This is a genomic window from Streptomyces sp. NPDC051133 (assembly GCF_040682635.1).
Taxonomy (GTDB): Bacteria; Actinomycetota; Actinomycetes; order Streptomycetales; family Streptomycetaceae; genus Streptomyces.
In genome coordinates this window covers 146,864-169,676 of record NZ_JBFBBK010000009.1, presented here as the reverse complement: position 1 = coordinate 169,676, position 22,813 = coordinate 146,864, and the positions used below count along the sequence as shown (strand labels likewise).

Annotated in this window: 22 protein-coding genes and 1 pseudogene; 12 read left to right on the top strand and 11 right to left on the bottom strand. The window is 73.4% G+C overall.

The window, feature by feature from the left end; genetic code table 11:
• Positions 1–16: 16 nt before the first annotated feature.
• The 3 genes from AB0N17_RS12740 to AB0N17_RS12730 all read right to left on the bottom strand — a co-directional run bounded on the left by AB0N17_RS12740 (position 17) and on the right by AB0N17_RS12730 (position 4,059).
• Positions 17–589 carry a hypothetical protein gene (locus AB0N17_RS12740; protein ID WP_366011240.1) on the bottom strand — a complete coding sequence of 191 codons (573 nt, stop codon included), beginning with the start codon at positions 587–589 and terminating at the stop codon, positions 17–19.
• Between the two features lie 214 nt (positions 590–803).
• On the bottom strand, positions 804–3,146 hold the full coding sequence (locus AB0N17_RS12735; protein WP_366011239.1) for a serine/threonine-protein kinase: 2,343 nt from the start codon (positions 3,144–3,146) through the stop codon (positions 804–806).
• Between the two features lie 178 nt (positions 3,147–3,324).
• Entirely contained in the window at positions 3,325–4,059 is a 735-nt protein-coding gene (locus tag AB0N17_RS12730; RefSeq protein WP_366011238.1) for a VOC family protein, read from the bottom strand.
• A gap of 134 nt (positions 4,060–4,193) precedes the next feature.
• Between AB0N17_RS12730 and AB0N17_RS12725 the strand changes: the two genes are divergently transcribed.
• Positions 4,194–4,829, top strand: coding sequence for a TetR family transcriptional regulator (locus AB0N17_RS12725; protein WP_366011291.1), 636 nt, complete (start codon positions 4,194–4,196; stop codon positions 4,827–4,829).
• Between the two features lie 108 nt (positions 4,830–4,937).
• Here AB0N17_RS12725 and AB0N17_RS12720 read toward each other — a convergent pair whose 3' ends face one another.
• A complete protein-coding gene (locus AB0N17_RS12720) occupies positions 4,938–5,390 on the bottom strand; it encodes an Lrp/AsnC family transcriptional regulator (RefSeq protein ID WP_366011237.1) in 453 nt (150 codons plus the stop codon).
• A gap of 82 nt (positions 5,391–5,472) precedes the next feature.
• On the opposite strand from AB0N17_RS12720, the gene AB0N17_RS12715 reads away from it, so the two are divergent.
• On the top strand, positions 5,473–6,093 hold the full coding sequence (locus AB0N17_RS12715; protein WP_366011236.1) for a LysE family translocator: 621 nt from the start codon (positions 5,473–5,475) through the stop codon (positions 6,091–6,093).
• Positions 6,094–6,211: 118 nt separating this feature from the next.
• Here the strand turns inward: AB0N17_RS12715 and AB0N17_RS12710 are convergent, their stop codons facing one another.
• Both AB0N17_RS12710 and AB0N17_RS12705 read right to left on the bottom strand, forming a co-directional pair.
• Positions 6,212–6,727, bottom strand: coding sequence for a nitroreductase family deazaflavin-dependent oxidoreductase (locus AB0N17_RS12710; RefSeq protein ID WP_366011235.1), 516 nt, complete (start codon positions 6,725–6,727; stop codon positions 6,212–6,214).
• Positions 6,727–7,953: an acyl-CoA dehydrogenase family protein gene (locus AB0N17_RS12705; protein WP_366011234.1), complete on the bottom strand. Its 1,227-nt coding sequence runs from the start codon at positions 7,951–7,953 to the stop codon at positions 6,727–6,729. Before AB0N17_RS12705 ends, AB0N17_RS12710 begins: the two co-directional genes overlap by 1 nt.
• Positions 7,954–8,029: 76 nt before the next feature.
• Between AB0N17_RS12705 and AB0N17_RS12700 the strand changes: the two genes are divergently transcribed.
• The gene (locus AB0N17_RS12700; RefSeq protein ID WP_366011233.1) at positions 8,030–9,199 is read left to right on the top strand and encodes an acetyl-CoA acetyltransferase; all 1,170 of its coding nucleotides are present in this window, start codon (positions 8,030–8,032) and stop codon (positions 9,197–9,199) included.
• Positions 9,200–9,280: 81 nt separating this feature from the next.
• Here the strand turns inward: AB0N17_RS12700 and AB0N17_RS12695 are convergent, their stop codons facing one another.
• Positions 9,281–10,255: a CorA family divalent cation transporter gene (locus tag AB0N17_RS12695; protein WP_366011232.1), complete on the bottom strand. Its 975-nt coding sequence runs from the start codon at positions 10,253–10,255 to the stop codon at positions 9,281–9,283.
• A gap of 135 nt (positions 10,256–10,390) precedes the next feature.
• Between AB0N17_RS12695 and AB0N17_RS12690 the strand changes: the two genes are divergently transcribed.
• On the top strand, positions 10,391–11,056 hold the full coding sequence (locus AB0N17_RS12690; RefSeq protein ID WP_366011231.1) for a pyridoxal 5'-phosphate synthase: 666 nt from the start codon (positions 10,391–10,393) through the stop codon (positions 11,054–11,056).
• 10 nt (positions 11,057–11,066) lie between these two features.
• Here the strand turns inward: AB0N17_RS12690 and AB0N17_RS12685 are convergent, their stop codons facing one another.
• Genes AB0N17_RS12685 through AB0N17_RS12675 form a run of 3 tightly spaced genes read right to left on the bottom strand, consistent with a single transcriptional unit; the run spans position 11,067 to position 12,791 of the window.
• A complete protein-coding gene (locus AB0N17_RS12685) occupies positions 11,067–11,930 on the bottom strand; it encodes a GNAT family N-acetyltransferase (RefSeq protein ID WP_366011230.1) in 864 nt (287 codons plus the stop codon).
• 16 nt (positions 11,931–11,946) lie between these two features.
• Positions 11,947–12,342: a Zn-ribbon domain-containing OB-fold protein gene (locus tag AB0N17_RS12680; protein ID WP_366011229.1), complete on the bottom strand. Its 396-nt coding sequence runs from the start codon at positions 12,340–12,342 to the stop codon at positions 11,947–11,949.
• On the bottom strand, positions 12,339–12,791 hold the full coding sequence (locus tag AB0N17_RS12675) for a DoxX family membrane protein (RefSeq protein WP_366011228.1): 453 nt from the start codon (positions 12,789–12,791) through the stop codon (positions 12,339–12,341). The genes AB0N17_RS12680 and AB0N17_RS12675 overlap by 4 nt, the downstream gene beginning before the upstream one ends.
• Positions 12,792–13,024: 233 nt before the next feature.
• Between AB0N17_RS12675 and AB0N17_RS12670 the strand changes: the two genes are divergently transcribed.
• From AB0N17_RS12670 to AB0N17_RS12650, 5 genes are all read left to right on the top strand, one after another.
• On the top strand, positions 13,025–14,221 hold the full coding sequence (locus AB0N17_RS12670) for an NAD(P)/FAD-dependent oxidoreductase (protein WP_366011227.1): 1,197 nt from the start codon (positions 13,025–13,027) through the stop codon (positions 14,219–14,221).
• A 95-nt stretch (positions 14,222–14,316) separates the two neighbouring features.
• Entirely contained in the window at positions 14,317–16,536 is a 2,220-nt protein-coding gene (locus AB0N17_RS12665) for an acetate--CoA ligase family protein (protein ID WP_366011226.1), read from the top strand.
• Positions 16,527–17,318, top strand: coding sequence for an enoyl-CoA hydratase-related protein (locus AB0N17_RS12660; protein ID WP_366011225.1), 792 nt, complete (start codon positions 16,527–16,529; stop codon positions 17,316–17,318). Before AB0N17_RS12665 ends, AB0N17_RS12660 begins: the two co-directional genes overlap by 10 nt.
• Positions 17,319–17,359: 41 nt before the next feature.
• Positions 17,360–17,959, top strand: coding sequence for a flavin reductase family protein (locus AB0N17_RS12655; RefSeq protein WP_366011290.1), 600 nt, complete (start codon positions 17,360–17,362; stop codon positions 17,957–17,959).
• A gap of 15 nt (positions 17,960–17,974) precedes the next feature.
• Positions 17,975–18,457, top strand: coding sequence for a hypothetical protein (locus tag AB0N17_RS12650; RefSeq protein ID WP_366011224.1), 483 nt, complete (start codon positions 17,975–17,977; stop codon positions 18,455–18,457).
• 38 nt (positions 18,458–18,495) lie between these two features.
• Here the strand turns inward: AB0N17_RS12650 and AB0N17_RS12645 are convergent.
• A pseudogene (locus AB0N17_RS12645) lies at positions 18,496–19,828 on the bottom strand (MFS transporter).
• Between the two features lie 38 nt (positions 19,829–19,866).
• On the opposite strand from AB0N17_RS12645, the gene AB0N17_RS12640 reads away from it, so the two are divergent.
• The 3 genes from AB0N17_RS12640 to AB0N17_RS12630 all read left to right on the top strand — a co-directional run bounded on the left by AB0N17_RS12640 (position 19,867) and on the right by AB0N17_RS12630 (position 22,808).
• The gene (locus AB0N17_RS12640) at positions 19,867–20,868 is read left to right on the top strand and encodes a helix-turn-helix domain-containing protein (RefSeq protein WP_366011223.1); all 1,002 of its coding nucleotides are present in this window, start codon (positions 19,867–19,869) and stop codon (positions 20,866–20,868) included.
• An 87-nt stretch (positions 20,869–20,955) separates the two neighbouring features.
• Positions 20,956–21,888: an NAD(P)-dependent oxidoreductase gene (locus AB0N17_RS12635; protein WP_366011289.1), complete on the top strand. Its 933-nt coding sequence runs from the start codon at positions 20,956–20,958 to the stop codon at positions 21,886–21,888.
• Positions 21,885–22,808: an RNA polymerase sigma-70 factor gene (locus AB0N17_RS12630; protein ID WP_366011222.1), complete on the top strand. Its 924-nt coding sequence runs from the start codon at positions 21,885–21,887 to the stop codon at positions 22,806–22,808. Before AB0N17_RS12635 ends, AB0N17_RS12630 begins: the two co-directional genes overlap by 4 nt.
• The last annotated feature ends 5 nt before the right edge of the window (positions 22,809–22,813 follow it).

The following is a 22,813-nucleotide window of genomic DNA, read 5'->3' as shown; positions in this document are numbered from 1 at the left end:
CTCACGGTGACGGGCCTCAGCGCACGGGGTAGGCGTCGGGCTGGGCCTCGCAGTGGTCGAGGGTGCCGATGTCGTAGTCCTCGCCGAACTGCACCTTGACGGTCCTCGTGCCCTTGGCGGGCACCGACACGTCCGTGCTGCCGAAGGAGATCGTGATGTCGTCGGCGTCCACGAAGTTGACCCGCGCCGTGAACCTGCCCTTGTGGTCGGACGGGTTGGTGACCTCGACCGTCGCGTAGGGCTTCTTCTCGGTGGCGCAGCTCACCAGCTTCACGGTGCCGTATCCCAGCGCGCCGTTGCCGCTCGTGGCGGAGGGCGAGGTGGGGGTGGACCGGTAGGTGGGCCGGCGACGGTAGGTGCCCCCGCCGCCGCTGCCGCTCGTCCCGCTGCTGTCGTCGTCGTACGAGCTGCCGCCCGAGGTGGACGAGGACGAGGAGTCGTGGTCCTGATGGGAACTGCTGCAGCCCCCGCCGCCCGAGCCGCTGTGGCGGCTGTGGTGCCGGCCGGAGGAGAAACCGGTCAGGCCGAGGACCACGAAGGTCAGTACGGCCGTGAACCTGAGCGTGCGCGTCCGTGTCGACATGGGCATGACGCCACCCTACCCACCACCGGCCGCATCCCATGGCGGGTGTCCGGCACCGGGGGTAGCGTCAGCCCTGGGACGGCCGCCGTCCGGAGCCCTTCCGTGTACACCGGTACGACGGCCGTCACGCAGCACGCGGCACGGCCGTGACGAAGCACGCGGCACGACCTTCAGTCAGCACGCGGCACGCGGCCCCGCGCGGCCTCGCCCAGGGCGCCGTTCACGCCGTCCGCGCCGTGCCCGTCCCCTTCTCCGCGTCCAGCGCGTACACGCACCGGTCCTTGCTGCACGCGTACACCACGCCGTCCTTGACCACCGGCGAGCCGGTGATCTCGCCGCCGGTGGCGAGCTTCCAGCGCAGCCGGCCGTCGTCGGACTTGAGGGTGTACAGGAGGTGGTCGGTGGAGCCGAAGTGGATGCGGCCCTCGGCCACGGCGGGGGCGCCCACCACGTCACCGCCCGCCTGGAAGCGCCACTTGGGCGTGCCGGTGACCGCGTCCAGCGTGTACAGGCCCTTGCCGCTGCCGACGTGGACGTGCCCCGCGGCGACCAGGACCGGCTCGATGGAGGAGCGGGCCTCGGTGGCGATGCGCCAGCGGTCGCGGCCGTCGGTGGCGTCGAGGGCGTAGACCGTGCCGAGGTAGTCGGCGAGGTAGACGCCGCCGCCGGTGACGGCCGGGCCCGGCACGAAGGCCGGCGGGCACAGGAAGACCGCCGGGGCCTCGAAGTGCCAGCGCACCATGCCGCTGACCGCCTCGATGGCGAGGACGCGGGTGCCCGCGGAGACGTAGACGTAGCCGTCGTCGGCCGGGGCGAGGCGGACGGGTACGCCGCCGCAGGAGGCCGCGTCGCCGATGGGGTACGACCAGCGCTCGTCGCCGGTGCGGGCCTCCAGGGCGCGCAGCCGGGCGTCCTGCCAGACGTAGACGGTGCCGTCGTGGACGACGGGGCCGGCCTCGGGGGACTCGAAGTCGGTCTGGCAGCCGGTGATCTCCCACAGCTTCTGCCCGCCGGCGGCCTCCCATGCCTGGACGCCGCCGCCACGGGTGCCGGTGACGACCGTGCCGTGGTCGGCCTGGAGGGAGTAGACCCAGGCGTCCGTGGACAGCCGCCACAGGTCGGTGCCCTCGCGGGCGTCCAGGGCGAACAGGGTGGGACCGTCGGAGGCGTGGATCCGGCCGTCGGCGACCGCCATGGACCAGGCCACGTCCCGGGTCTTGAAGCGGCGGCGGCCGGAGGCCACGTCCAGGGCGTGCACCTCGAAGGAGGTGACGTAGACCAGGTCGCCGTCGACGGCGGGGGTGCCCCAGACGTCGTTGGACATGCGGAACCGCCAGGGGCGCCAGCCGTTCGCGGGCTCCGGGGGCACCGGCGGGGCGGCCGGCACGGCGGGGTCGGCGCCGGCCAGGCCGGGGCGCGGGCGGGACCAGCTGGCGACCAGGCCGGCCTCCGGAGGGGGCGCCTTGACGGCGGCGGCGCGGGCGTCGGCGACCCGGGGGCCGGGGCCGATGGGCACCGCCGCGCCGGCCAGCCGGACCGGGCCGGTGTCGGGCGCGGCCACCGGGGCGGGGGCGACGACGGGGTCGTACGACGGCGGCGGGGGCACGGCCGCCCGGCCGCCGCTGCGGGGGCCGCCGGTCGGGGCCGCGGCCGGCTTGGCGGCGGGGCGCCCGCCGCGGCGGGACTCGATGAGGGCGACGGCCTTCTCGGGCAGCCAGGCGGAGGCGGTGCCGCTGTCGTCGGAGCCGGAGCCGAACAGGTGGGGGGCGAGCTGTGCCTGGAGGTCGGCCGGGGAGGGGCGGCCCGGGGCCTCCATCTGCATGCAGAGCTCGATCAGCGGGCGCAGCTCGTCCGGGAGGCCGGCGAGGTCCGGGCCCTCGCGGAGCAGCATGAAGACGGTCTCGACCGGGTTGGCGCCGTGGAACGGCGGGTGACCGGTGGCCGCGAAGACCAGCATGGAGCCGAGCGAGAAGACGTCGCTGGCGCCGGTGACGCTGCGGGAGTCCTTGGCCTGCTCCGGGGACATGTAGGCGGGGGTGCCGACGGCGACGTTGGTCATGGTCAGGCGCGTGTTCGAGACGCCCGACGCGATACCGAAGTCGATCACCCGGGGGCCGTCCTCGACCACGAGCACGTTGGACGGCTTGAGGTCGCGGTGGACCAGGCCCGCGCCGTGGATGGACTGCAGGGCCTCGGCGACGCCCGCCGCGAGCCAGCGCACGGCCTGGGCCGGGAGGGGCCCGCACTCGTTCACTATCTCCTCGAGGGAGGGCGCGGGGACGTAGGCCGTGGCCAGCCAGGGCACGGCGGCGCGCGGGTCGGCGTCGACCACGGCGGCCGTGTAGAAACCGGAGACCGCGCGGGCCGCCTCCACCTCGCGGGTGAAGCGGACCCGGAACAGCTGGTCCTCGGCCAGCTCGGTGCGCACCGTCTTGATCGCCACGCGCCGGCCGGACGCCGAGCGCGCGAGATAGACCAGCCCCATGCCGCCGGCGCCCAGCCGGCCCAGCACCTCGAACGGCCCGATCCGCCGCGGATCGTGCTGCGTCAGCTGATCCACCACTTGCCTGCCACCTCCCCGTACGAGCCGCGCCACCCACATATGTACGCGACCGAAGTGCAGCGTCTCACCACCGCACCGCCCTGGTGGCACGCACCCCGATTCTTCCTGGCCCGGCCGCTGGTTGCGAACCGGGTGACACTCGGGGTGTCTCATGCCCAATCCCCCCAAAATGGACGGATCAGCGTTGGAGCAGTGCGAAGGACGCCCCCTGATTGTCGGTGACGACGGCCACTCGTCCGTACGACGTCTCGAAGGGTGGCACCTGAACCCGCCCGTCCAGCCGCTGCACCGCCCCGAGCGCGTCGTCCAGATCGGTGACCCGGAAGTGAGTGACGAAGTGCGGGGGCATCTCGGCCGGGAAGATCTCGGTGACGGCCGCGCGCCCGAAGTCGGGCTCGGCGTCGGCGCCGAACAGGGCGTCGTGGAAGAGGCCGCCGTAGAAGGTGTTGGCGGCGGCGGTGTCCCGGGTGTACAGCTCGGCCCAGACGAAGGCGCCGGGCTCGTGCCGCCGGCCGAAGCCCGGGTGGGTGCCCGGCTGCCACAGCCCGAAGACCGCGCCCTCGGTGTCGGTGGCCAGGGCGGCGACGCCGAGGTCGCCCACCGGGAACGGCGCCATGACCACCTGCCCGCCGGCCGCGATGATCCGCCGGCCGAGGGCCGTGGCGTCGGGGGTGGCGAAGGAGACGGTCCAGACGGTGGGCATACGGCCGTCGGTCTTGGGGGCCAGCGAGGCGACGGGCCGCCCTGCCAGCAGGGCCCACACGGAGGAGCCGTACGCGTCCTCGAAGGTCCACCCGAAGAGCTCGCCGTAGAACCGCTTGCCCGCCTCGACGTCGGGAAGCTCGGCGTCCACCCAGCAGGGGACGCCCTCCGCGTATGCCTCTTCGTTCCCGGATGCCCTGTTTTCGGCCATGCCGTCAAAGTAACCGGGCCGCACGCACCCCGCAGACCAGGCACACCACTCCCAGAGCACCCGTGCACCCCATTTGCAGTCGGCCGAATCGCGCTCCGATCACCCCTCGGTAAGCTGACGGCATGACAGGACAAGTGCGTACCGTCGACGGCCGCGTGGCCGGTCGGCGTGGGCAGGCGACCCGGCAGAAGCTGCTCGACTGCCTCAGCGAGATGCTCAGCTCCTCCCCCTACCGGGACGTCAAGGTCATCGATGTCGCCCGGAAGGCGGGCACTTCGCCCGCGACCTTTTACCAGTACTTCCCGGACGTCGAAGGCGCCGTCCTGGAGATCGCCGAGCAAATGGCCGCCGAGGGAGCCGGGTTGACCGAGCTGCTGGCGGGCCGCAGCTGGGCCGGGAAGTCGGGCTGGCAGACCGCGCAGGAACTGGTCGACGGCTTCCTGGAGTTCTGGCGGAAGAACGACGCGATCCTGCGCGTGGTCGACCTCGGGGCGGCCGAGGGCGACAAGCGGTTCTACAAGCTCCGCATGAAGATCCTGAACTCGGTGAACAACTCCCTCGCGGACTCCATCACCGAACTGCAGTCCAAGGGCAGGGTCGACAAGGACGTGAACCCGGCGGCGGTGGCCGGCTCGCTGGTCGCGATGCTCGCGGCGGTGGCGGCGCACCAGAAGGGTTTCTCGTCCTGGGGCGTGAAGCAAGCCGAACTCAGGTCCAATCTGGCCCTGTTGGTGCACCTGGGCGTGACCGGCAAGAAGCCGAGCAAGTAGCGCGGCGGCCTCCTTCCCCGGCTCCGGCCGGCTCTTCCCAGCTTTTTCAAGACCCCAAGTCCTGTCTGGCAGGCGGTGGTTCACCCCGGTGAGCCACCGCCTGCGCTGCTATGCGGGCAGTGGCCGGTCCTGCACCACGTGCTTCATCACCAGCGTCGACGTCAGCCGCTGCACGCCCGGCAGGGTGGCGAGCCGCTCGTCGTAGAGCCGCTGGAAGGCGGCGAGGTCGGCGGTGGCGACCCGCAGCAGGTAGTCGGGCTCGCCGAACAGCCGCTGGGCGTCCAGTACGTGCTCCAGCTCGCTGACCGCCCGCTCGAACTCGGCGACGGTGTCCCGGTCCTCCTGCCGCATGGACACGAAGACCAGCGCCTCGAAGGTCAGCCCGAGGGCCGCCGCGTCCACCACGGCCCGGTAGCCCTGGATGGCGCCGGAGCGCTCCAGCTCGCGCAGCCGGCGGTGGCAGGGCGAGACGCTCAGGCGCACCCGGGCGGCCAGCTCGGTCACGGTCAGCCGCCCGTCCTGCTGCAGCTCGGCAAGGATTTTCCGGTCCACGTCGTCCATGGGGAAGATTCTCCCCCACCGCCGGGGATGGTGAGCAAACTTCGGGAACACCTTCGGGCCATTCAAGCCTAATGTCGCCCCCATGGACTCGGGACTGCTTCTCTCCTTCCTCGGCCTGGATCTGCTGCTGGTGTGTGTACCGGGTGCCGACTGGGCGTATGTCATCGCCACCGCCCTGCGCGGGGCCTCCGTGCCGCGCGCGGTCGCGGGCCTGGTCTGCGGCTACGCCCTGCACACCGGGCTGGCGACGGCCGGGCTCGCGGTCCTGGTGGCGGGTTCGCCACAGCTGCTCGACGTCCTGACGGTGGCCGGTGCCGGGTATCTGCTGTGGCTCGGGTGGGGGGTGCTGCGGCGCCCGGCGATCCCGGGGGCCGCGGACGGGGCGTGCGCCCCGGAAGGGCGGCTGTTCCTGCGCGGTGCCACGATCAGCGGCCTGAACCCCAAGGGCCTGCTGCTGTACCTCTCCGTCCTCCCCCAGTTCCTCACCCTGCGCGGCGCCCACCTGCCCGTCCCGGTGCAGACGGCGGCCCTCGGCCTGCTCCACATGGCGTGCTGCGCGGCCGTCTATCTGACGGTCGGCGTCCTGGCCCGCGCGCTGCTCGCCGCGCGGCCCACGGCGGCCCGGGCGGTGACCCGGACGTCGGGGGCGGCGATGCTGGGGATCGGCGCGTTTCTCCTGGCGGAGCGCCTGGCGACGATCTAGGTGTATTGACCTGAAGCGTTGTTCACGCGGCTGATCGGTGGGTGGCCGCCGAGTGCGGTGTGGCAGCGCGACGCCGGCCGTCCGCGGGCGCGTCGCGGCGGTTCGCGCCCACGCGGTGTCAGCCGCGGCTCGGACGCGGCCCCGCGCCCCTTCCGGGCGCTGCGGTGATCCGGAACAGACGGATCTCCCGCTCCACCCGGTCCTGGTACGCGGCGTACGGCGGCCAGAACGCGAGGACCGCCCGCCAGGCCGCCGCCCGCTCCTCCCCCGTCAGCAGCCGGGCGGTGACCGGGACGTCCCGCCCCTTCCAGCTGATCGAGGCGTCCGGGTGGGCCAGGAGGTTGTGCGTCCAGGCCGGGTGTCCGGTCCGGCCGAAGTTGGAGCCGACGAGCAGCCAGCCCTTGCCGTCCTCCTCGGGCATGCAGGCCAGCGGGGTGCGGCGGGGCAGCCCGCTGCGGGCGCCGGTGGAGGTGAGGATCACGCCGGGCAGCATCTGGGTGCTGAGCAGGTACCGGCCCCGGGTCAACCGGTGCACGGCCCGGTCCAGGACCGGGATCACATGCGGGGCTACCTTCGCGAACGCCCGGGTGGACGACACCTTCTGCACCAGCCGGACACCGAGGGCGGCGGCCATCAGACGGTCACCTCCGCGCCCGCGAACAGCCCGGCCGACTCGGCGGCCCGGTCCCGCAGCCGGTGCGCCGGTCCGAAGAGCAGCTCGTCCCCGGCGGCCCGCTTGAAGTACAGGTGTGCGTCGTGCTCCCAGGTGAAGCCGATCCCGCCGTGCAGCTGGACGGCCTCGGCGGCGGCGCACCGCAGCGCCTCCAGCGCCTGCGCGAGCGCGAGCCCGCCGACCGGCCCGCCGGTGCCGCCCGCGCCGCCCGAGGCGTGCGCGTCGCCCGAGGCGTGCGCGCCGGCCCAAGCGGCGTAGTACGCGGCCGACCGCGCCGCCTGCACGCCCACGTACACGTCCGCCAGCCGGTGCTTGACGGCCTGGAAGGATCCGACGGGCCGCCCGAACTGCTCGCGCTGTCCGACGTACTCCACGGTCCGCTCCAGCACCCGGTCGGCCGCCCCCACGGCCTCGCAGGCCAGCACGACGGCGAGGCCGTCCCCGAGGCCGGCGAGGGCGGGGAGCGCGTCGGCGTCCTCCTCGCCCAGCAACTCGGCCCGCACGTCCCGCAGTTGCACCCGCCCTTGCGGCCGGGTGGCGTCGAGCGCGGTCTGCCGCTCCCGTACGACCCCCTCGGCGTCCCCCGCCACCAGGAACAGGCACGTCCGCGACCGGGCGAACCCCCCGGTGTGCGCGGCGACGATCAGCAGCCCCGCGCTGTGCCCGTCGAGCACCTGGTCGACCTGCCCGTACAGCTGCCAGCCGTTCTCCGCGCGCCGGGCCTGCACCCCGCCGGCCCGCCCGCCCCCGGCGGAGAATCCGCCGTTGTCGCAGGTCAGGGCTAGAGCCGTGGTGAGGGCGGGGCCGGGGACGGCGAGGGCGGCGGTGAGGGTGCCGGCGGCCAGGCGGGGCAGCAGCCCGGCGCGCTGGGCCTCCGTGCCCAGGGCGAGGATCAGCGGGGCGGCGAGGACGGCGGTGGCGAGCAGCGGGGTGGGGGCCGGCACCCGGCCGGTCTCCTCGCAGGCGAGGGCCAGTTCGGTGACCGAGCAGCCGACCCCGCCGTACCGCTCGGGCAGGGCGAGGCCCGGCAGGCCGAGCTGCTCGGCGAGGGCGGACCACAGGAGGGGGTCGTAGCCGGCCGGGCTGTCGACGGCGGCCCGCAGCTCCGGTGAGCCGCAGCGCTTGTGCAGCAGCTCGCGCAGGGCCCGGCGGATCTCGTCCTGCTCGGCGGTGAGGCGCGCGTCCATGGGCCTTCCCTCCATATCTGACGGGGCGTCATATTAGGGGGGCGGGAACAAGATGCCCAGAGGGAGGAGCCTGCTCATGAGTCGCGGGAACCGGAAGGTCGCCGTGGTCGGCGCGGCCCTGTCCGACTGCGGGCGCGTGGACGACGCGACGCCGTTCGCCCTGCACGCCCAGGCCGCCCGCCGGGCCCTCGCCGACTCGGGTCTGGACCGCCGCGTCCTCGACGGCTTCGCCTCCGCCGGCCTCGGCACCCTGGCCCCCGTCGAGGTCGCCGAGTACCTGGGCCTGCGCCCCACCTGGGTGGACTCCACCTCGGTCGGCGGCTCGACCTGGGAGGTCATGGCGGCGCACGCGGCGGACGCGATCGCGCGGGGCCACGCGAACGCGGTCCTGCTGGTGTACGGCTCGACCGCGCGGGCGGACATCAGGGCTGGCCGCCGCACGGGCGAGCTCTCCTTCGGCGCGCGGGGTCCGTTGCAGTTCGAGGTGCCCTACGGCCACACGCTGATCGCCAAGTACGCGATGGCCGCCCGACGCCACATGATCGAGTACGGCACGACGATCGAGCAGCTCGCCGAGGTGGCGGTCCAGGCCAGGGCGAACGCGGCGCTGAACCCCGGGGCGATGTACCGCGAGCCGCTCACGGTCGACGAGGTGCTGGCGGGTCCGATGATCGCCGACCCCTTCACGAAGCTGCACTGCTGCATCCGCTCGGACGGCGGGGCGGCCGTCCTGCTGGCGGCCGAGGAGTACGTACGGGACTGCCGTACGGCCCCCGTCTGGATCCTCGGCACCGGCGAGCACGTCTCCCACGCGACGATGTCCGAGTGGCCCGACTTCACGGTCTCACCGGCGGCGGTGAGCGGCCGCCTCGCCTTCGAGCGGGCCGGCGTCCGCCCCTCGGAGATCGACTTCGCGGAGCTCTACGACGCCTTCACCTACATGACCCTGGTCACCCTGGAGGACCTGGGCTTCTGCGCCAAGGGCGAGGGCGGGGCGTTCGTGGAGAAGGGGCGGCTGCTGGTACGGAACGGGGAGCTGCCGGTGAACACGGACGGGGGTGGCCTGTCGGCCCAACACCCCGGGATGCGGGGGCTGTTCCTGCTGGTGGAGGCGGTACGGCAGCTGCGCGGGGAGGGCGGGGACCGCCAGGTGCGGGCGCGGGACGGGGAGCTGCCGCGGCTGGGGGTGGCTTCCGGCACCGGGGGGTGGTTCTGCTCCTCGGGGACGGTGGTCCTGGGCCGCTAGGGCCGGTGGTCCCGGGCCGCTGGGGCCGGTGGCCCTGGGCCGCTGGGGCCGGTGGTCCCGGGCCGCTGGGGCCGGTGGGTGCTAGTCGTCGTCGCGGATCCTGCGCCAGATGCGGGTGCGGTGCAGGAAGTAGAAGGAGCCCAGCACGACGACCACCTGAAGCCCGATGGCGAGCAGCCAGAAGACCGCTCTGCTCTCCAACTCGTCCGTGAGGAAGGTGAAGTTCATGCCGAAGAACCCGGTCAGGAACGACAGCGGCAGAAAGATGACCGACACGATGGCCAGCCGGTTGATCACGCCGTTCTGCTCCCCCGCGACGAGGGACGAGTAGCTGGCCATGGCCCGGCGGGTGGCGTCCTGGAGCGACTCGATGTCGGCGAGCACCAGCCGTCCGGCGCTCTGGAACCCCTGGGCGGCCCTTTGCCGCGCCTCGGGGAAGGTGGGGCTCATCATCCTCCGGCTGAGGATCGTGTCGATCACCTGGAGGTAGGGCAGCAGCGCGTGGTGCATCACGGCGGACCGCCGGCGCAGCAGTGCCAGACGGCGGACCTGCTCGGGCTCCCGGTCCTCGAACATGTCGTCCTCGAGTTCCTCGGTCTCCAGCAGAGCCCGTACGGCGGCCCGGCGGAAGGTGTCCAGGGCCTCCTGGAGCACGAGGAAGAACGCGGCGACGCTGTCGGTGGGCCGCTCGTGCCGGAACGCGGCGGTGATGCCGTCGGCCAGGCCGACGTGTCCCCAGTGCACGGTGACCAGGAACCGCTCGGTCACGACCGCGTGGACATGGTCGACCCTGCCCTCGTGCACCACGGGCACGACGACACCGGCCCGGTCCCCCAGGAACTCGGCCCGCGCCGGCTCGTCCTTGCTCCCGAACCAGTCCAGTTCGTCGGCGTCCAGGCCCAGTTGGGCGGCGATCGGCGGCTCCGGCGCCGGCCCGTCCGCCGGCAGCTCGATGTCGACGGCCAGGAAGGCGGCCTCGGCCAGCCGCTCCCGCGCCTGCGAGAGGTCCGTACGGGTGACGGCCACCTCCGGCATCGACACCACCGTAACGATCATCGCCCCTCACCATCAGTCCCGAAGCCCGTGGCTCCGAGCGTCCCCGCCCGGTGGCGCACCCGCACCCGGAAGCACTCGTGTGCGTCGCGGGACGGCTGCCGAACGGATGACGCGGCCGGTGGTGATACTCAGGACATGGAAACGGATCTCCACGCACTGCTGAGGTCGCTGCGGGTATGGGACCCGGGCGTCACCGACCTGCGCCCGTTCGACCCTCGGACGGCGCCGCCCACCCCGTTGCCCCTGTTCACGAGCTGGTTCGCGGACGCCGTGCGGGCCGGGCAGCCGGAGCCGCACACGATGTCGCTGGCCACGGTGGACGAGGAGGGGTGGCCGGACGTGCGGATCGTGATGCTGCACGGCGCCGACGCGGACGGCTGGTCCTTCGCCACGCACGACACGAGCCGCAAGGGCAGGGCGTTGCGGGCCCACCCCTGCGCGGCCCTCGCCTTCTACTGGCCGGTGCTGGGCCGGCAGGTCCGGGTCAGGGGCCCGGTGACATCCGCCCCTTCCGAGGAGAGCCAGGCGGACCTGCACGCCCGCTCCACGGGCGCCCTCGCGGCGGCCCTGACCGGACGCCAGAGCGAGGAGCTGTCCTCCCTGGAGGAGCTGCGGCAGTCCTCGGAGACGGCCTGGACCCGGGCCCGCCGCAACCCGACCGAGCCCTCCCCCACCTGGACCCTGTACCGCCTCCACCCGGAATCGGTGGAGTTCTTCCAGGGCCATCCCGAGAGGCAGCACGTACGCCTGGAGTACCGCCGCACGGAGTTCGGCTGGAGCAGGGGGCTGCTGTGGCCGTGAGGCCCGTCCCTCAGTCCCCGAACTCCCACACCGTGAAGTCCGCGACCGCGCGGTAGCCGATACGCCGGTACAGGCCGTTGCTCGTCGGGTTCGCCAGGTCGGTGAAGAGGAGGATCTCCGGGACCCCGGAGTCCCTGGCCACGCGGCTCACCTCCGCCGTGACCGCTCCGGCGTATCCGTGGCCCCGCAGTGCGGGCGGGGTGTAGACCGGGGCGATGCGGACCTGGCCGGCGCTCTCCCGGGTGACCGCGGCCAGCGAGACGGGCGTGCCGTCGGGGGTCTCCCAGAGGGTGACACCGCCGTGGGCGATGCGGGCGTCGGCCCACTCGGCGGGTGCCGTGCCGATGCCCACTCCGGCCTCCCGGGCGAACTCCCCGCACCACCGGCCGACGAGATCACGGTCCGCCGGGACGGCCACGCGTGCCCGGCCCTGCGGCCGGGGTTCCGGGACGGCCAGCTCGGTCAGGCGGTGGAGGCGCTGCCGCTGACGGACGGCGCTCTGCGCGCCGGTGCGGCGCCGCCAGGACTGTGCGAAGGCCTCCGCCGTGTCCTGCTCGGCGGAGACGCCGCAGGCCCGGTGCCCCAGGTCCGTCAGCCGGGCGGCCAGGGCGTCGGCCTCCTCGCGCGTGAGCGGGGTGACGTTGAGGGGGAACGGCGGGGTGTGCAGCAGGGTCGCGCGGACCGTGCCGTCCGGCGTCGCCAGCGTGCCGAAGAGCGGCGGCCGCTCACCGTAGACGTGCGGTCCGCGCCTGCGCAGCGCGTCCGTCACCGACAGCGGCACGGTGTGCAGCGCGGGGCGGGAGCGCAGGAAGCGGCCCGCGCGGGCGAGGAAGTCGTCGAGGTCTTCCGTCAGGTGCCAGTTCTCCGGGCGCATACGGCCATGATCCGGCTCAGCTCCCTGCCCTGAACACCGGATTTCCGTCCCGGAACGCCACCCGCAGGGTCATGCCCGGGGACAGCTGTGCCTCGTCGCAGTCCGTCAGTTGCGTCATCATCCGGGGGCCCTCCGCCAGGTCGACGACCGCGGCGACGTAGGGGGTGCGGGTGGTGAAGGGCGGGAGGTCGTTGCGGTGGACCGTGGACCAGGTGTAGAGGGTGGCCCGGCCGCTCGCCTCCTCCCAGGTCACGTCGTCGCTCCAGCAGTGCGGGCAGAACTCCCGGGGGTAGTGGTGCGCCCGGCCGCAGGTGCCGCAGCGGCGCAGGAGGAGCACGCCCTCGGCCGCCGCCTCCCAGTAGGGGCGCGTGAAGGAGTCGGGCTCGGGCAGGCCGTGGCGTGCCCCGCTCATCGGAACCACCCCGCCCAGGCGTCCAGCGACCACGTCTGCCAGGACATGCCGAAGAACCCGACCAGCGAGATCAGCGCCATCATCGAGTTCTGGCCCTGTTCCGCCCAGTCGTGGATCATCAGGACGAAGTAGATCGCGTTCAGCAGCAGGCCGCCGATCAGGGCCGCCGGGGTGAGGAAGCCGAGGATCAGGCCGAGTCCGAGGGCGAGTTCGGCGTAGGCGACGACGTACGCCATCAGCTTCGGGTGCGGCTTCACCACCGTCTCGAAGCCCGTCCGCACCGGGGTCCAGCGGTGCTTCGCCGCCACGTCGGCCGCCCAGGCGATGCCGCTCCCCCGCTCGAACCAGGCCTTCTTGTCCTTGTGCCGCCAGCTCTCCAGCCACCACAGACCCAGACCGATCCGCAGCACCGCCAGCCACTGAGCGCCGTCCAGCCATATGGAGTCCATGAATCTGACGGTACGTCAGATAGCGGGTGTTGCCCACACCCGTGAGTCCGCCCCGAATCGTTCACAGAGGGCGGAGCCGGTGACGCAGGACGGCCACAACGACGCCGTACGACCACAAGCGGGCGTCCCGCGTCACCGGCTCCGCCCACTCCTCCCACACCCGTGATCAATCCGCAACCAATTCCGGTCTTGACCGAGACCCATCAACCGGGTGCGTGATTACGCTCCGGAGCATGGCCGACTCCCGTTCCGCTTCCGTCCAGCTCACCGCAACCCCCGCCGACCGCCCGGTCTATGTCATCGGCGCCGGTCCCGGCGGTCTGGCCGTCGCGTACGCGCTGCGGGCGCGGGGCATACGGGCCGTGGTCCTGGAGAAGGCCGACGAGGTGGGCGCCTCCTGGCGCGGCCACTACGACCGGCTCCGACTGCACACCACCCGGCGGCTGTCGGCGCTGCCGGGCCTGAAGATCCCGCGGAAGTACGGCCGTTGGGTGTCCCGTGACGACGTGGTGCGTTACCTGGAGAAGTACGCCGAGCACCACGAGCTGGAGATCGTCACCGGTGTGGAGGTCTTCCGCGTCGAGCGGACCGGGGACGGCACCGGCTGGCTGCTGCACGCCTCCGGCGGGCGGGAGCTGACGGGCAGCGCGGTGGTCGTCGCCACGGGCCACAACCACACCCCGCACCTCCCCGACTGGCCCGGACGCGCGGACTTCGGCGGGGAGTTCCTGCACGCCGACGCCTACCGCAACGCCCAGCCGTACGCCGGCCGTGACGTGCTCGTCGTGGGCGTCGGCAACACCGGCGCGGAGATCGCCGTGGACCTGGTGGAGGGCGGGGCCGCCCGGGTGCGGCTGGCCGTGCGGACCGTGCCGCACCTCGTGCGCCGCTCGACGCTCGGGTGGCCCGCGCAGTACTCGGGCGTGCTGGTGCGGCGGCTGCCGGTGGGGCTCGTGGACCGGCTGAGCCGGCTGCAGGCCCGGGTCGGTGTGCCGGACCTGTCCGCCCACGGCCTGCCGCGGCCGGACACCGGCCTGTACAGCAGGGTGAAGCAGGGTGCCATCCCGGTCCAGGACGTCGGCCTGATCAACGCCGTCCGCACGGGGACGGTGGAGATCGTCGCGGCCGTCGAGGCGTTCGAGGGCGGGGACCCCGGAAAGGTCGTCCTGGCCGACGGCAGCCGGATCGAGCCGGACGTGGTGATCGCGGCGACCGGGTACCGGCGGGCCCTGGAGGGTCTGGTCGGGCATCTGGAGGTGCTGGACGGGCGCGGCAGACCGGTCGTCCGGGGCGGCCGTGCGCCCGCCGGGGCGCCGGGCCTGTACTTCCAGGGTTACACCAACCCGATCAGCGGAATGCTGCGCGAGCTGGCGCTGGACGCCGGGAAGATCGCACGGTCCGTGGCCAAGGGGCTGCGCACCCGGCGGTAACTTTGCCCGTCCGACCAGTTCCTGACACTGCGTCAGTTCAGTAATCTGACAGGGCGTCAGTTTACTTTGCTGTCTCACAGGAGCGGGGCGGACCGATGCTTGGATCAACCCACGGCACCCTCACCACCGACTCCCGCCGGGCCCGGGTCATCGCCTGCGGCGAGCAGCGGCCCGGCCCCGCCGTCCACGGCCAGGTCGACGACCTCGACGTGAGCGGGCGCCCGCTGTACGCGGACGTGCCGGACCTCTCCCGGTTCTTCCGGCCCGAGTCCGTCGCCGTGATCGGCGCCTCGGACGCCGAGGGCCGGCCCAACACCGGGATCACCCGGCAGCTGCTGGCATGGGCCGAGCGGGTCGGCGCGCGGGTGCACCCGGTGCATCCCAGTCGCCGCTCGGTCTTCGGCGTCCCCTGTGTCGCCTCCGTCGCCAAGCTGCCCGAACAGGTCGACCTGGCCGTCCTGCTGGTGGCCGACCCGCTGCCGGTGGTGGAGCAACTGACCGAGGCCAAGGTGAAGTTCGCCGTCGCCTTCGCCTCCGGCTTCGCGGAGACCGGGGAGGCGGGCGCCGAGGCACAGGCGCGGCTCGCACAGGCCGTACGGCGCTCGGGCCTGCGGCTGCTCGGCCCGAACACCAACCTCAACGCCTTCGAGCGCTTCCGGGAGGATCTGACCGGCCCGGCGATCGCCCTGATCACCCAGTCCGGCCACCAGGGCCGCCCCGTCTTCGCCCTGCAGGAGCTGGGCATCCGGCTCTCGCACTGGGCACCCACCGGGAACGAGGCCGATCTGGAGACGTCCGACTTCATCTCCTGGTTCGCCGAACAGCCCGAGGTCGGCGCCGTCGCCTGTTACGTGGAGGGCCTGAAGGACGGCCGCGCCTTCCTGCTGGCCGCCGACCGCGCCGCCCGCCGCAAGGTGCCGGTGGTCGCCGTGAAGGTGGGCCGCACCGAGGCCGGGGCCCGTACGGCCGCCTCGCACACCGGCAAGCTCACCGGTGCCGACGACGTGGTGGACGCGGCCATGCGCCAGTTCGGGGTCGTACGCGTCGACGGCCTGGACGAGCTCCAGGACACCGCCGCCCTGCTGGCGCGGGCGCGGGCGCCGCGGGCGGAGGGGGTCGCGGTGTACTCCATCTCCGGCGGCACCGGCGCCCATGTCGCCGACCTCGCCACCGCGGCGGGACTGCACCTGCCCCGGCTCTCCGAGGCCCGGCAGGCCGAGCTGCACCAGTGGATACCGGAGTACCTGAGTGTGGCCAACCCGGTGGACAACGGCGGCCATCCGGTCGGGGACGAGCGCGGCCGGAAGATCATCGACGCGCTGCTGGCCGACCCGTCGATCGGGGTGCTGATCTGCCCGGTCACCGGCCCCTTCCCGCCGCTGAGCGACCGGCTGGTGGCGGACCTGGTCGCGGCCGCCGAGGAGACGGACAAGCTGGTGTGCGTGGTGTGGGGCTCGCCGGTCGGCACCGAGCCCGCCTACCGGGAGGTCCTGCTCGGCTCCGCCCGCGTGGCCACCTTCCGCACGGTCGGCAACTGCCTGACCGCCGTCCGCGCCTGGCTGGCGCACCACCGCTTCACCGCCGACTACCGCTCCCCCTTCGACGAGGCCCCGCGCACCCCGTCCCCCTCCTTTCGCAAGGCCGAGGCGCTGATGCGCCCCGGGCAGCAGCTCAGCGAGCACGCGGCCAAGCAGCTGCTGCGCGCCTACGGCATCCGGGTGCCGCGCGAGCAGCTGGTGACCAGCGCGGCGGGGGCCGTACGCGCCGCCGCACAGGTCGGATACCCGGTGGTGATGAAGGCCTCGGGCGCGCAGATCGCCCACAAGACGGAGCTGGGCCTGGTGAAGGTCGGCCTGACCTCGGCCAGCCAGGTCCGGGACGCCTACCGGGAGCTGACCGACATCGCCCGCTACGAGGGGGTCCCGCTGGACGGGGTCCTGGTGTGCCAGATGGTCGAGCAGGGCGTGGAGATGGTCGTCGGGGTCACGCACGACGAGCTGTTCGGGCCGACGGTCACCGTCGGTCTGGGCGGGGTGCTGGTGGAGGTGCTGCGGGACGCCGCCGTACGCGTTCCGCCGTTCGGCGAGGACCAGGCCCGCGCCATGCTCACCGAGCTGCGCGGCCGGGCCCTGCTGGACGGGGTCCGGGGGCGCCCGCCCGCCGACCTGGACGCCCTGGTGGAGGTGGTGCTGCGGGTGCAGCGCATGGCGCTGGAACTGGGCGAGCGGATAGCCGAGTTGGACATCAATCCGTTGATGGTGCTGCCCCGGGGGCAGGGCGCGGTGGCGCTGGACGCGCTGGTGGTGTGCCGGTGAGCGACATCGTCCACGAGATCGGCGGCCAGGTCTCCCGCATCACGCTCGCCCGCCCGGAGGCGCTGAACGCGCTCACCCCCGTCATGCGGGAGCGGATCATCGAGCTGCTGACGGAGGCGTCCGCCGACCCCGCCGTACGGGCGGTCGTCCTGACCGGGACGGGCCGCGGCTTCTGCGCGGGGGCCGATCTGCGGGGCGGTGCCGCGCGGGGCGAGCGGCTGCCCGGGGACGTGGCCCGCACCCTGCGCCAGGGCGCACAACGCCTGATCGCGGCCGTCCTGGACTGCGAGAAGCCGGTGATCGCGGCCGTGAACGGCACGGCGGCCGGCCTCGGCGCGCATCTGGCGCTCGCCTGCGACCTGGTCCTGGCCGCCGAGTCGGCCCGGTTCATCGAGGTGTTCGTACGCCGCGGCCTCGTCCCGGACGGCGCAGGCGCCTATCTGCTGCCCCGGCTGCTGGGCCCCCAGCGGGCGAAGGAGCTGATGTTCTTCGGGGACCCGCTCCCGGCGGCGGACGCGGCACGGCTGGGCCTGGTCAACCGGGTGGTGGCGGACGGCGAGCTGGAGGAGACGGCCCGCGAGTGGGCGACCCGCCTGGCCTCCGCCCCCACCCGGGCCCTGGCCCTGACCAAGCAACTGGTCAACGCCTCCCTCGACACCGACCGCCCCACCGCCTTCGCGGCAGAGGCGGCGGCCCAGGAGATCAACATGACGACCGAGGACGCCGGGGAGGGCCTGCGAGCGTTCACGGAACGCAGGGAGCCCAAGTTCGGGGGGCGATGAGACTTCCGACCTGACGAGTCGTCAGCTTCAATGGGAAGATGATGGGACACGCAGGGGCGGCGGCTGTCGCCGTCCGGTATCTGAGTACGGCTCCGCGGGCCGTGGAGCCGCTGCCGCGCCCCGAGTTGCGGTGTGTGCGGGAGGGTGAGCGGGCGCCGGTCGAGGCGGCGGAGTTCCGGCGGGTGCTGGGGCACTTCGCGAGCGGGGTCGCCGTGATCACGGCCCCGGCCGCCGACGGCATGGACGCCCCGGCGGGCTTCGCCTGCCAGTCGTTCTCCTCCCTCTCCCTCGACCCGCCCCTGGTCTGCTTCATGGTGGGCCGTACGTCGGCCACCTGGCCCCGTATCGCCCGTGCCGGGGTCTTCTGCGTCAACGTGCTCAGTGCCGGGCAGGGTGAGCTGTGCCGGGGCTTCGCGGTGAGCGGCGCCGACAAGTTCGCCGGGGTGGCGTACGACGCTGCCCCCGTCTCGGGCTCCCCGCGCCTCGCCGACGCCACCGCCTGGATCGACTGCACGGTGCACGCCGTCCACACCGGGGGCGACCACCTGATCGTCGTGGGCCGGGTGAACGCCTTGGGGACCGACGGTCCGGACGAGCCGCTGCTCTTCCACCGGGGGCGGTTCGGGCGGATCGGCGACTGAGTCCATCATCTCTGCATGACCTCATCGAACTCACGGGCCTGGATCGCCGGATGCGCGCTGGCGGCCTCGGTGTTCACGCTGGCCTCCTGCACCTCTTCCGGTGGCGCCGACGGCGCCACCCGTCCCTCGTCCGCGCCCAGTTCGTCCCCGACGGCGGCCGGCCCCTCCGAGCGGCAGCTCACCCAGCGGGCGGAGGATGCCCTCGCGGCCGTTGGCACCGGGCGCTTGTTCGAGAGCGGCGCCGAGCGTGTGACGGACGGCGTCCACAGTGAGGCGAAGCTGGACGCGGGTACGGCCTACCGTCTCAGCGTGGTCTGCTTCGGCAGTGGCAGCGCGCACATGACGCTCTCGCCGCCGAGCGCCGGTGCGCGGTCCGAGCTGCCGTGTGATCAGTCCGTGCTCCGGCGAAGGATCACGGCCACCGGGCGGCTGCGCCTCGACGTCGATGCCGCCGGCGGGGCCACCGGTGTGATCGCCTGGCGGATCGACACCGTCTGAGCGGAGCCGGCGGGGCCGCCCCTGCGCGGTGCGCGGGTTCAGGGCATGGCCGGCAGCGGGGGCGTCCGCCGGATCACCAGGGACATCAGGGCCGCCGCCGCGCACAGTGTGCCGGAGGCGTACCAGACGAGGTCGTAGGAGCCGAAGACGTCTCGGGCCACGCCGCCGAGGTAGGCGACGAGGGCCGCGCCGACCTGGTGGGAGGCGAGGACCCAGCCGAAGACGATGGCGCTGTCCTCGCCGAACTGCTCGCGGCACAGGGCGAGGGTGGGCGGGACGGTGGCCACCCAGTCCAGGCCGTAGAAGACGATGAAGAAGATCATCGGGGGGGTGGACGGCGGGGCCCAGCAGCATCGGCAGGAACACCAGGGAGATCCCGCGCAGGGCGTAGTAGACGGCGAGCAGGCGGCGCGGCTCGAAGCGGTCGGTGAACCAGCCGGAGGCGATCGTGCCGGCCACGTCGAACACGCCGACGACCGCGAGCAGCGAGGCCGCCGTCGTGACCGGCATGCCGTGGTCGTGCTCGGCGGGCACGAAGTGGGTCTGGATCAGGCCGTTGGTGGAGGCCCCGCAGATCGCGAAGGTGCCGGCGAGCAGCCAGAAGGTGCCGGTGCGGACGGCCGACGAGAGCACCCGCACCGTACGGCGGGCGGCGCCGGTGACCGGGGCCGGCTTGGGTATGAACGCGACCGCGCCGTACGGCTTCTGGCCGACGTCGGCCGGGTGGTCGCGCAGCAGGATCCACACGAAGGGCACGACGGCGAGGGCGGCCAGGGCCACGGTCACGGCGGCCGGGCGCCAGCCGTGGTGTTCGGTCAGCCAGGACAGCACCGGCAGGAAGATCAGCTGCCCGGAGGCGGACGCGGCGGTGAGGATGCCGCTGACCAGACCGCGCCGCTCGGTGAACCAGCGGTTGGTGACCGTCGCGGCGAAGGCCAGAGCCATCGAGCCGGAGCCCAGGCCGACCAGCAGGCCCCAGCACAGCCACAGCTGCCAGGCCGCCGTCATCCACACGGTCAGCCCGGACCCGAGCGCGATCACGCTCAGCGCGACGGCGACCACCCGGCGGATGCCGAAGCGGTCCATCAGCGCCGCGGCGAAGGGCGCGGTGAGGCCGTAGAGGGCGAGGTTGAGGGAGACGGCCGCGCCGATCGTGCCGCGCGACCAGCCGAACTCCTCGTGCAGCGGGTCGATGAGCAGGCCGGGCAGGGAGCGGAAGGCGGCGGCGCCGATGATCGTGACGAAGGTGACGGCGGCGACGAACCAGGCGCGGTGCACACGGCGGCGCCGGACGGGCGGGGCCTGGACAGGGGCTGCGGCGGGGCTTGTCTGAGTCACGTCATCCAGCGTCCGCCGTCGGAGCCCGCGCATCGAGTGGCCCGAAGGACAGCATTCGCTAGGATCGGGCCATGACCTCTTCGGGGAACTTCCGTCCGCACCGGGTCGCCGTCCTCGCCCTGGACGGGCTGCTGCCCTTCGAACTCGGCATCCCGCACCGCATCTTCGGCCGCCCGGCGGACGACCGGGGGCGGCACCTGTACGAGGTCGTGACCTGCTCGGTACGGCCGCCCGGCCCGGTCGAGACGGACGCCGACTTCGCCGTGCAGGTCGCGCACGGCCCCGAGGTCCTCGCCACCGCCGACACGGTCGTCGTCCCGGCGTCGTACGAACTCGGGCCGGTCTACGAGGAGGGCAGGCTCACCGACGAACTGGCCGCCGCGCTCGCCCTCGTCCGCCCCGGCACCCGGCTCGCCTCCATCTGCACCGGTGTCTATGTCCTCGCCGCCGCCGGCCTCCTCGACGGCCGCCCGGCGACCACGCACTGGGCGGACGCCGACCGCTTCCAGCGGATGTTCCCGAAGATCAAGGTCGACGCGGACGTGCTGTTCATCGACGACGGCGACGTGCTCACCTCGGCCGGGGTGGCCGCCGGGATCGACCTGTGCCTGCACATGGTGCGCCGCGACTTCGGTACGGCGGTCGCCACCGACGTGGCCCGCCGTACCGTCGTACCGCCGCACCGCGACGGCGGCCAGGCCCAGTACATCCACCGCCCGGTCCCGGATCCGCAGCAGGCCACGACCCGGGCCGCCCGCGCCTGGGCGCTCGGCCGGCTCCACGAGCCCATCCAGCTGCGGGACATGGCCGAGCAGGAGGCCATGTCGGTGCGCACCTTCACCCGCCGGTTCCGCGAGGAGGCCGGGGTCAGCCCCGGCCAGTGGCTCACCCAGCAGCGGGTGGAACGGGCCCGGCACCTGCTGGAGTCCACCGGCCTGTCCATGGACCAGGTGGCCCGGGACTCGGGCTTCGGCACGGCCCAGTCGATGCGCCAGCACCTCCAGCAGGCGCTCGGGGTGACCCCGACGACGTACCGGCGGACGTTCCGGGCGGCGGGGGACGGGTCCGGGTGAGCGCGTTCCGCCTGCCATGTCACAGACGGCCGGGCTGTCTTGTCTTGTGAGGTGAAGACAGACGTTGACGTCGGAGAGGTGACGGTCATGCGGGTGTTCGTGGCAGGCGGGACCGGGGTTCTGGGCCGGCGGCTGGTGCCGCAGCTCCTGGCCCGCGGCCATCAGGTGACGGCGACCACCACGAGCGCGGCCAGGCTGGGCATGCTGGCGCGGCTGGGCGCGGACGGCGTGGTGATGGACGGGCTGGACGCGGCGTCGGTCGGTGAGGCGGTGGCCGGGGCCCGGCCGGAGGTGATCGTGCACCAGATGACCGCGATCTCCATGACGCACGCCGGCAAGCCCGACATCAAGCACCCGGACCGCTGGTTCGCCACCACCAACCGGCTGCGCACCGAGGGGACGGACCACCTGCTGGCGGCCGCGCGGGCGACCGGTGTGTCCCACGTCGTCGCGCAGGGCTACGCCTCCTGGAACGGCATCCGGGAGGGCGGCTGGGTGAAGACCGAGCAGGACCCGCTGGACCTGCTCGAGGGAACGGCGGCACACGTGGGCCTGAAGGCGTTGAGCCACGTCGAGGACGTGGTCCTCAGGGCCGGCGGTGCCGTCCTGCGCTACGGCGCGTTCTACGGGCCCGGCGCCGTCGACGACCAGGTGGAGCTGGTCCGCAAGCGGCAGTACCCGCTGGTGGGGCGCGGCACCGGCTACAGCTCGTGGGTGCATCTCGACGACGCGGCGAGCGCCACCGTCCTGGCCGTGGAGCGGAAGGCGACGGGCGTGTTCAACATCGTGGACGACGAGCCGGCCCCGGCGAGCGAGTGGCTGCCCCACCTGGCGGCCTGCGCGGGAGCGAAGCGGCCGATGCGGATCCCGGTGTGGCTGGCCCGGCTGCTGGCCGGGGACCAGGCGGTGGTGATGATGACGCAGGGACGCGGCTTCTCCAACGCCAAGGCCAAGCGGGAGCTCGGCTGGCGGCTGCGCCATCCGTCGTGGCGGCAGGGTTTCGCCGAGGAGCTGGCGTGACCCGGGCCGAGGAGTTCCAGGAGCTGCGGCCGCTGCTGTTCTCGATCGCGTACCGGATCCTGGGCAGCGTGGCCGAGGCCGAGGACGCCGTCCAGGAGAGCTGGCTGCGCTACGAGGCGTCGCCGACACCCCCCGCCTCGGCCAAGGCGTTCCTGTCCGCGGTGGTCACCCGCGTCTCGATCAACGTGCTGCGCTCGGCCCGGGTCCGGCGTGAGGAGTACGTCGGGCCGTGGTTCCCCGAGCCGCTGCTGACCGACCCCTACCAGGATCCCGAGCGCTCGGCCGAGCTGGCCGACTCGGTGTCGATGGCGGCCCTGCTCCTGCTCGAACGGCTCACCCCGCTGGAACGGGCGGTGTTCGTGCTGCGGGAGGTGTTCGGGTTCGGTTTCCCGGAGGTCGCCTCGGCGGTGGGCCGCTCGGAGGCGGCGTGCCGTCAGCTGGCGGTGCGGGCGCGCCGGCACATGCACGAGGGCCGGCCCCGGTTCGAGGCCGGCCGGCGCGAGCGGGAGGAGCTCGCGACGCGCTTCTTCGAGGCCTTCGCCGAAGGGGACGTCGACGGGCTGCGGACGCTGCTCGCGGCCGACGTGCAACTGGTCGCGGACAGCGGCGGCAAGGCCCCGCAGTGGGCGAAGGGCTTCTACGGCGTCGACCACGTGTCCCGGGTGCTCCTCTCCTTCCTCCCGCCGTTCGTGCGCATCGGTGGCGTGGTGGAACCGCACCCGGTGAACGGCCGGCCGGGCGCGATCTTCCGGGACCGGGACGGCAAGGTCGTCAACACCTGGACGCTCGACGTCCTCGACGGGCGGATCCAGACGATCCGCACGGTCAGCAACCCGGAGAAGCTCGGACACATGGGCCCCGTGGCGGACGCCTGGGCGGTCCTGCGCGAGGCGCAGCGGGCTCGCCGGAGACCGGACTGACCGGG